This window comes from Bradyrhizobium sp. STM 3809 (genome assembly GCF_000239795.1).
Lineage (GTDB): Bacteria > Pseudomonadota > Alphaproteobacteria > Rhizobiales > Xanthobacteraceae > Bradyrhizobium.
In genome coordinates, this window is record NZ_CAFJ01000035.1 from 1 (window position 1) to 7,057 (window position 7,057).

Here is a 7,057-nt window from a genome sequence, read left to right on the forward strand (position 1 = left end):
TCCGTTCGACCGGATGTGCGTTCGCCGTTGAAGCTCCCTTTTGGTCCCTCGACTTAGCGAAGTCTTCGATAATCGACATCAACGTTGCCAGCTTCGGCGCGAAACCAGCCGTCTTCATCGCCTTAGCGATCTCGGTGGGCAGGTCCGGCTCCATTTTCTTGACAGCGCCCATTATTCGGCCTCCACAGCCATGGCCTCGATCATCTCGGCAAAGAAAGCGCGATCGGCGCTACGGCCTGCAGCTTCGGCGACCTCGCTGACCATTTCTTCGATGATCAGATCGGCGCGGTGACCAAGCACGTCCTCGTCCGCAATGCCGAGCGACCGACCGAAGTCAAGGTACGACCGCTGGTAGTCACAAATGACTGGCGCCAGTGCAAATGCCATTGGGCGGCGCCGTTCGGGGTTGGGCTCCGCGGTGATTAGCGCGATCTTCTGCTCGAAGATGGTGCGCAAGCCGTCGAGCGCCTTCGAGCGCCCGATACTGAACCGGTCGCGGTATTTGGCAGTCTCGCGGCGCTCCCCAGGGGGCCTTGCAAGAGCTGCGGTGATCGTCGGCATGAGCCACCGCGGCTGGCCGTGCTCGAAGCCGTCGGGCGGCACGTGCTTCAGCGCCCGGACGAGAGTCGCTCGATCACGTTCCAGCAAATGAGCGGCCCGGTTGACTGAGAACAAGACATTCATGCATTTGCATCCATTGTTGTAGTTGTACCGCCAAAAAAATGCTGGGGCTAGTCACCCGGAGCGGTGCGGCGTGACCCGCCCCGCCGCGGGGTCCGGGAAGTACCTTGCGCGGTGAACGGGGGCTCTGTTTCGGGCAGGGCTTCATCGGAGCACATGATGCCGCTCGGGGGCAGACTGCAGGCAGCTCTCCGCCGCCTTGTTCGGCGCGATGCCTGCGTTTCAGAGAGTTCAGAAATGACCTCAGCGTATTCAGCGGAGTGATGGGCCCAGAACTTAGATCGCGCCTCAACGTCGGCGGCCTTCCATGCGCGATAGAATGCGTTCCAGGCATTCTCCACATCATTGAGCGCCTGCTTGACGACGCTGACCATCTCGCCGGCAGCCACGCGCTCGATCAGCGGCGTCCGCGCCTCCGGAACCATCTTGGCGAGCGCGTCCAGCTCGGCGACCTTGTCGAGCGAGGTGCCGACCACGCGCTTCAAGTCGTCCCCGAGCTGCTCGGCGCGTGTCACGTCACGCTGCACCTTGCGCTCGGACTGGCCGGTCTTCTCGGTCGTGTCTTTGGTCAAGCGGTCGTTCTTCTCCGTTTCGCCAACTCGGCGAGACGGGTTTTTGGCGCCCTGCTTCAGTTCGCCAATTTGGCGATCTGATTTCCGGTCGCCGCCGTTCTTCGTCTCCGGATGCGCCGCCTCATAGATCGCCTTGCGGCGCTCGATCTGCAGGGCGCGCTCGGCCGGGCACAGCTCGGCGCGCATCAGGGGCTCGTCGATCTCGATCAGCTCGGCTTCATTGTCACTGCAGTTATCGAGGACGACGCACCCGATTTCTTTCCACCGCAGCTCTTCAGCCGCGACGAAGCGGTGCGCGCCGGCAACGACCCAATAGCCGCGCCCAGCACGCTTGCGCAGCGCAATTGGATGGATCAGGCCATGCCGCTTCATGCTCTGGGCGAGCGCATCGACAGTGTCCTGACGGAGCGCCCGAAGGCGCTCCGGAGGAATGGCGATGCCTGACAACGCGATGGTTGTGCTATTCCTAATCAATGGCTTGGTCGCGAGCTTGACGCCGGGATTAGCTGCGCTGCGCTGCGACGAGTTACGGTTTGATTTCACGTGTTATCTCCAGCTGTGTGACTGTCTCGGACGCGGTTTTAAAAAGTCGCTGTGAGCCTGGCCTCAATGTGCGGTGCATCGAGCCGAGCCGTGTTTTTGTAAGTTCGGCACTTACGACACTCACCTCCTACTGACTCCTGGTGGCGCGCTCCGCCGCCCGGGGCGAGCCGATCGCGTGGCATGCCAAGCTGACTTCTTGTCACCAGCGTCACTTGCGCGCATGACTGAACGGGAGGCAGACAGATAGTAGGAAAGAACGGCAATTTGTATTTCTGTGACCTGCGCGCAAGTGACAGCGGTGACACCGAGGGCATAAGGGCGAGCCCGCACGCGGCACCCCGCCCCAGATGTCACCAGCGTCACTTGCGCGCGAGCAGGCGCCACCTCCACTCACGGCTCGCCCCCCGTGCCCACCACCTCAGCGATGATCCGGCGGACCTCCGCCCGCCGTTCGGCCTCCGCCTTGCCCTTCTCCGCGAACTTTTGGTGCACGACCGGGTTGACGAACCAGCGAGAGGGAGCGCGTCGGACCTTTGATCCCTCGCGCGTCAGCCAGCCAAAGGCTTCCAACTGCTCGAACACCGCCAGCGCCTCATCTGGGCTGAGCCGCTTCATGATCCGATCACCCCGCTTAAGGTCGCGGTTGGTGATCTTGGTAAGGCCGTGAGACAGGATGTATCCCGCAACTGCCGTCACCCGATCATGGTCATTGGAGAGGCCAAGTACGCCCGCGTAGAAAGCAATCGCGTNGGGNNANNNGNACCATGCAGAAACGCGCCGACGCGCCGGGCCGTGGCCTCGCTGACGACGACCGACACGGTCCCGAACCCCCCGTTGTTCTCGATGCAATGCCACACCACACAGAGCCGCGCGAACATGCCGTCGTACTTGCCAATGTGCGCCGCCAGCTTGCGATGAACGCATTCAAGTGACTGCAGCTTGAGGTGCCTGCCTTCCAATTCCTGGCGGTAGCGCTGTGCACCATCGTCAAAGCTCAATGTTGTATTGGCGAGGCAATGCAGGCGGCGAACCAGAGTCTCATATTCAGAGACAATCGCCCCCACCGCTTCGTCTCGCCCCGCCACGGCGGGAGCAACAATAATCGGCAGCAGGCGCTGCAACAGACCGTCGTCTAGACTCTCATCAGCGATCTGGCGAATGGGTTCCGGCTGAATGCCGCCAATCAGAGACACGGACAGGTTCTCGATGAACACCGACCCGCGACTGACACGCTGGACCGAATAGTTGCCCCCGTTGAATGCCTGGAGCCAGAAGGCGCGGTCCTTCGCGGAGCCGCGCCCAGCCGAATACTTATCCATCGAGCCGAACCAGCCGGACAGCTCATCCTGATAGCACAGCAGCCCGTCAGGGCTGTCCTTCAGGACTTCTTGTGCCGCCTCGATAGTGGTGTCTTCGAGAATGCTCCGAACCTGCTTCGGAGGATCGGTCTTGAGCTTCACCTCCTTGGGCAGTTTCTCATACACGGCGCGCTGCTCAGCGTAGTCGCGCGCCTGATCCGCATCGATCTTGCGAAGCGGCCGAGCCGCTGCAGTCGTGATGGGGCTCTTCTTCGAGCTGGGTGGTCCAACGAGCGCGACCCACAGCCGTGCAGGCTCGAGCCAACCCCGGTTATGACGCTTCACCTGGAGCTTGACACTGTCCGGAATGGCTGCCGCGCAAACAGCCAAGGCCGCCGCCGCGATCCCTGCCATGTCCGCCCCCATGTCCAGTCCCTGGTCGTGCGCAAAGCGTTCGATGATGTCCGGCAGTACTCCGCGCGGCAAGGACGGCGGGTTGAACTTCGCCCACAGGTCAACGGGGTCCGACATCTGGCTGAACTTGCCGATGGCGGACTGGAGCACACCGTCAAGGTAGCCATCGGACCTGTACCGCTCGATGCTCTCGGCGCGGGCCGGAGTGTCCTGCTTCGGAGCCTTCTCGATGGCATCGCGGAGGACCTTCTTAATCAGCCGCAAGTCGGGGTATTCAGTTGTCGCGATGTAACTTGAGGCAGCGCGGGTCAAAGGGCCGTTGAAGCCTTCCAGGCCTTCGCCGTCGCCCATCGTCGCGAGTATGGCCTCCAGTCCATGGACCCGACCATCAACCCCCGTGCCTTCGGTCGTGCTCTGGCCGGGGTTGTTCGTCTTGCCCCCTTTGGCGCCAGCACCCTTCGCGCCGGCGGCTTCGAACTCTCTCAGATCATCCCGCCGGTCGATGAAGTTGCCAACGGTCACCTCGGCGCGATGGTTGAGGCCGGGCTTGTTCATCACCCAACCGTAATAGTAAGCCTGACTGAGCGTGAAGCTCTCGGGGGCGCCAAGCGCCGCCACGCCCAGCTCAGCCATCAGGAAACCATTGAGCCGAGCCACCAGCGGGGCGCGCATCTCCGGCGGCAGCGGCTTGGAGGTCGGTGCAACGATGCGCCAACGCGGTGCATCGAGCGTGTGCGACGGCGACGTGTAGCCAAGCGCGTGGATGCCCATCGCCCTGAGGGCTTTCAGGCAATCCTCGAAAGCGATTTTCCCGCCATCGTAGTCCAGCTCAATCCCAGTTATTTCGAGAACGTTGGCATCATGGCGCAAGCTGTCTTTCGTGGTGCGCTTGGCGCCAAACCTCGCCAGCTTCAGCCAGGGCAACTTGCCTTTCTCGCGCGCGGAGGCATCCATGATGCGCTCGCGCATTTGCCCGAGGCTCAGCTCCTCAGTCGTGAGCTTGGCCGCAAGGTGGTTCGAGAAGAACGTGACGTGGACCTTGGCCTGCGCGGTGGATGCGGCCGGAGCATGCGCAAGCGCGGCGTCAACATTGGCACCGGGCTCGGTCTTGGCCTCAACCTTCCGCCCGGCGGCGCGCCCTGCGGCACGCTCCGCGTTCAACCACTCGCAGAGCAAGTCACACCGCTTGTCACCCAACTCGTCGCGGGTACTCTCCCATTGCCATTCCCAGAGCGCGTTCAAGCGCTGATCAAGCAGCTCCTCGTTGACGGGAGCGGTCGTGATGTCGATCACTTCCACCATTTGGAGGTAGCGCTCGAATGGATCGAGCGCGGCCAACTCCTTTGAACTTGCAGACGCAGCATAATCGTTATATGTCATAATTATTCCATCTTACTTCTCGGCCCTGGGTCCGACCCCGGGGCTCTTTTTTAGATGTTGAAGCGGTGAAAGAGCCGACGGTGTTGCGGGCTCTTCCGAGTAGTCAGATCGAAGCCTGCGGCCATATCTGCGCGAATTAATGAACGCTCGCTTCAGAGCGTTCTCACGCGCCGGGCAAGCTCGTGTTGCTGACAACCATTTGAGGGTCTCCGGGAGAAAGTTTTGAGAGGCGGCTGGCGGGCCGCCTTTTCTGCAACTACGCGACGCTCTCAGCGGCACGCTGCGCGCTCTCGCGAGCACGACGCCACGCAGCAGCAGCTTCGCGCGAGATCAGCACGCGCGTGCCAACCTTGAAAGTCGCGGGCATCAGGCCCTGCGGTCTGAGCTTGTAGAAGAGCTGCGTGCTGATGCGATGACGGACGCAGAACTCATCGATGCTGAACGCATCGGGGTCGGCATCATCAGCAATTTTTGAGGGACGCATGGGGCTTCTCCTGTGTCATTCGGCATTCACCGAGGTTCATAGGAGCACTATCAATAAACACGTCTTCGGCGGTGTCAGTAAGCGAGCGCGTCAAAAGACAACGTCATGTGCAAATTATCCACAGCTCATTTTGACGCAGCTATCAACCATCCAACGGATTTCGTCAGCCCGTCGAAATCCGTCAAACTGACGAAATCCGACACTCTAACGGGATCGGTTGAAATGTTGCCCGCAGCCATGCAACTAACTGGCAGGATATTGCGTCAAGCCGTCAATGCGGACGATGTTGCCACCGATCAACGGATCATGCTGCAACAGCGCCCGGCGCGAAATTTCATCGCCGTGCTCGGTGATGAACTTCGAGTAAGTCCGCTCGATCATGTTGACGCTGGTGTTGTGCAGTGACGCGACCAGCCGGATCGGAACATTCTGCAGCAGCATGCGAACGATGGAGCTGTGCCGCAGCGCGTACATGGTCACCTCGGCTGGATCGAGCCCGATGGCGCGGACCACGTTCCCGACTTGCCGGTGATAGCTCAGACCGGGATTGTCGCCCCATGGCGTGACGTCGGTTTGCAGTAGCAGCGGCGCGCTGTCCGGCCGGCCCTTCGCTGCCGCTTTGAGTTTGCCCGCGAGCAGGACCGTGATGGGCACGCTGTAGCGCTCGGCCTTCTTCTGCGCCCGGTTCCGGCCACCGCCCTTACCGGACTTCGGCATCATGAGCTTGGGCCGCACTGGATGGTCGTGCAGGTCTTCCACCCGCAGCCGGACCGCTTGGCTGGGCCGCGCGCCGGTTACGGCGAGCGTATCGGTGAGCAACCCGAATTCATGATCGATCCCATAGGCCGCATTGACGAACGCCCGGACCTTGTCATCGGGCAAAATTACGTTGCGCGCCTCCTGCGCATCCGGAAGACCAGCAAGGCCGATTTCCCAAGCCTGCCGGTTCTGAATGCGCTCGTCGTGCTGCCGCGCCAGTTCCAGGGCGGCGCCGAGGCAACGGCCGACCCGGTTTGCCGTGGCGGGCTTAAGCTTGCCGAGCAGCCCATCGCGCCATTTCTTCAACTCGTGCGCGGTCAGCAGTTGGACCGGCTTTGCCAGCAGCACCTTGGGCAGATGCACGCGCGGAGATTCCGCGTTGTAAGGGTTGGCACCGCGCGCTTCGAGATCGCGCCGATAGTCCTTGAGCGCTTGATCGACCGAGATCGGCGAGGTGTCGGTACTGCCGCCGTCGCTCCGCGCCAGCTTCTTCGCTGAGTCCTGCGCCTCATAGAACGTCAGGATGGTCTTGCAGTCACTGTCGTCGAAATCGTCAGCGAGCGCGATGGCCTTGGTCCAGTATGCGCCGTGACCGTCGGAAGCCTTCAACACCCATGTCCCGTTCGTCTTGTTCCGGCGGTACATCAAGCTGATGCCACGTCCGAGCGACGGGCCGCTGTAGGGCCGGCGACGGATCGAGAGCTTCAGCCGAGCGCTGCGGCTTTCGAGGGCGCTGTGACGAACCTTGCGGGCCATGATCGGTCTCGTGTCTCGGAAGTGTCGCGATTGTGTGTGCGGAGGCATATGGATGCTCGTGACACGATATGGCGATATCGATTGCAAGATCAATAGGTTACGGAGCCTGACGGACTCTCTACAAACCCATGCGGATATTTATTTTCCCTCGCGCAGGGAATGCCGGGTCG

6 protein-coding genes are annotated in these 7,057 nt (G+C 61.7%); all 6 read right to left on the reverse strand.

Going from position 1 to position 7,057, the window contains the following annotated elements:
• Positions 1-171 precede the first annotated feature (171 nt).
• The gene (locus BRAS3809_RS01575) at positions 172-684 is read right to left on the reverse strand and encodes a hypothetical protein (RefSeq protein WP_008960351.1); all 513 of its coding nucleotides are present in this window, start codon (positions 682-684) and stop codon (positions 172-174) included.
• A gap of 47 nt (positions 685-731) precedes the next feature.
• Positions 732-1,796 carry a ParB N-terminal domain-containing protein gene (locus tag BRAS3809_RS34260; protein ID WP_008960352.1) on the reverse strand — a complete coding sequence of 355 codons (1,065 nt, stop codon included), beginning with the start codon at positions 1,794-1,796 and terminating at the stop codon, positions 732-734.
• Positions 1,797-2,186: 390 nt separating this feature from the next.
• Positions 2,187-2,411 (reverse strand): hypothetical protein, encoded by a 225-nt coding sequence (locus BRAS3809_RS01585; protein WP_008960353.1) that lies wholly within the window; start codon positions 2,409-2,411, stop codon positions 2,187-2,189.
• A 77-nt stretch (positions 2,412-2,488) separates the two neighbouring features.
• Positions 2,489-4,888 (reverse strand): DUF3987 domain-containing protein, encoded by a 2,400-nt coding sequence (locus tag BRAS3809_RS01590; RefSeq protein ID WP_008960354.1) that lies wholly within the window; start codon positions 4,886-4,888, stop codon positions 2,489-2,491.
• 256 nt (positions 4,889-5,144) lie between these two features.
• Entirely contained in the window at positions 5,145-5,372 is a 228-nt protein-coding gene (locus BRAS3809_RS01595) for a hypothetical protein (RefSeq protein WP_008960355.1), read from the reverse strand.
• Between the two features lie 243 nt (positions 5,373-5,615).
• On the reverse strand, positions 5,616-6,887 hold the full coding sequence (locus BRAS3809_RS01600) for a tyrosine-type recombinase/integrase (protein WP_008960356.1): 1,272 nt from the start codon (positions 6,885-6,887) through the stop codon (positions 5,616-5,618).
• Positions 6,888-7,057 lie beyond the last annotated feature (170 nt).

Excerpts from the sequence above, each read along its gene's own strand:
- BRAS3809_RS01600 (WP_008960356.1), bottom strand. The coding sequence starts at position 6,887 with ATGGCCCGCAAGGTTCGTCACAGCGCCCTCGAAAGCCGCAGCGCTCGG.
- BRAS3809_RS01595 (WP_008960355.1), bottom strand. The coding sequence starts at position 5,372 with ATGCGTCCCTCAAAAATTGCTGATGATGCCGACCCCGATGCGTTCAGC.
- BRAS3809_RS01585 (WP_008960353.1), bottom strand. The coding sequence starts at position 2,411 with ATGAAGCGGCTCAGCCCAGATGAGGCGCTGGCGGTGTTCGAGCAGTTG.
- BRAS3809_RS01575 (WP_008960351.1), bottom strand. The coding sequence starts at position 684 with ATGAATGTCTTGTTCTCAGTCAACCGGGCCGCTCATTTGCTGGAACGT.